The following is a 948-nucleotide window of genomic DNA, read 5'->3' as shown; positions in this document are numbered from 1 at the left end:
AGTATCAAGACAACTATTTCAAGGGACTCGTTGCAAAGCTTGACCTTCATAAGCAAGCGGCCGATAGCCCACAAATTCAAGCACTGGAAGCGAACCTTCAGGCAAACCCGAGCGATGCTAAAGTCGCAGCGGAGCTTGCTCTGCAATACCATCAAGTGAACCGTAGCGAAGAAGCGCTTGAATTACTCTGGTCATTCTTAGTGAAAGATCTTAACGCTTTAGATGGTGACATGAAGAAAAGCTTTATGGACATTTTGAGCGCACTTGGTCAAAGCAATGCGGCGGCAAGTAAGTATCGTCGTCAGCTTTACTCACTACTCTACTAATTCGCTTTACTGGATAAAACAGTCAATAAGCAAGCTATCTTTCTGTTCTGCATCTCTAAAAAATGAGCCATAAAATCAATATTTTATGGCTCATTTCTCATTTATAAATTTGCTCAGCGTTCAAAATTAAGCCACTATCTTTAATGACAAATCAAAGACTCGTTCAAACAAGGATTTTGTATGGCTATTGATACACTGATTACTATCGGCGGCTTTACCGTTGTCGCCCTTCTTTTCATTTTTGCCGGCGTGAAAACCGTTCCTCAAGGCAATAACTGGACCGTTGAACGTTTTGGTCGTTATACCTTGACCCTTAAGCCCGGCTTAAACCTAATCATTCCATTTATTGATAGCATTGGACAAAAGATCAATATGATGGAACGCGTATTAGATATCCCAGCTCAAGAGGTGATCTCTAAAGATAACGCCAATGTGGTTATCGATGCCGTCTGTTTTGTACAAGTTATTGATGCGGCGCGAGCTGCTTATGAGGTAAATGACCTAGAGCATGCCATTCGTAATTTAACTCTAACCAATATTCGTACCGTCTTAGGTTCTATGGAGCTCGACGAGATGCTCAGTCAACGTGACATGATCAACAGTAAGCTATTGAACATCGTTG

The 948-nt window shown here is 41.7% G+C and carries 2 protein-coding genes; both read left to right on the top strand.

From position 1 onward, the window contains the following. Positions 1-326: tetratricopeptide repeat protein (locus tag KIV40_RS33635; protein ID WP_285353763.1), on the top strand; the 326-nt coding region annotated here is incomplete at its 5' end. A 180-nt stretch (positions 327-506) separates the two neighbouring features. Continuing rightward, a partial coding sequence (locus KIV40_RS33630; RefSeq protein WP_285353760.1) for an SPFH domain-containing protein occupies positions 507-948 on the top strand: 442 nt, incomplete at its 3' end.

This window comes from Vibrio sp. D173a (assembly GCF_030248475.1).
The sequence above is the reverse complement of the archived record's forward strand: the minus strand, read 5'-3'. Positions and strand labels throughout refer to the sequence as shown.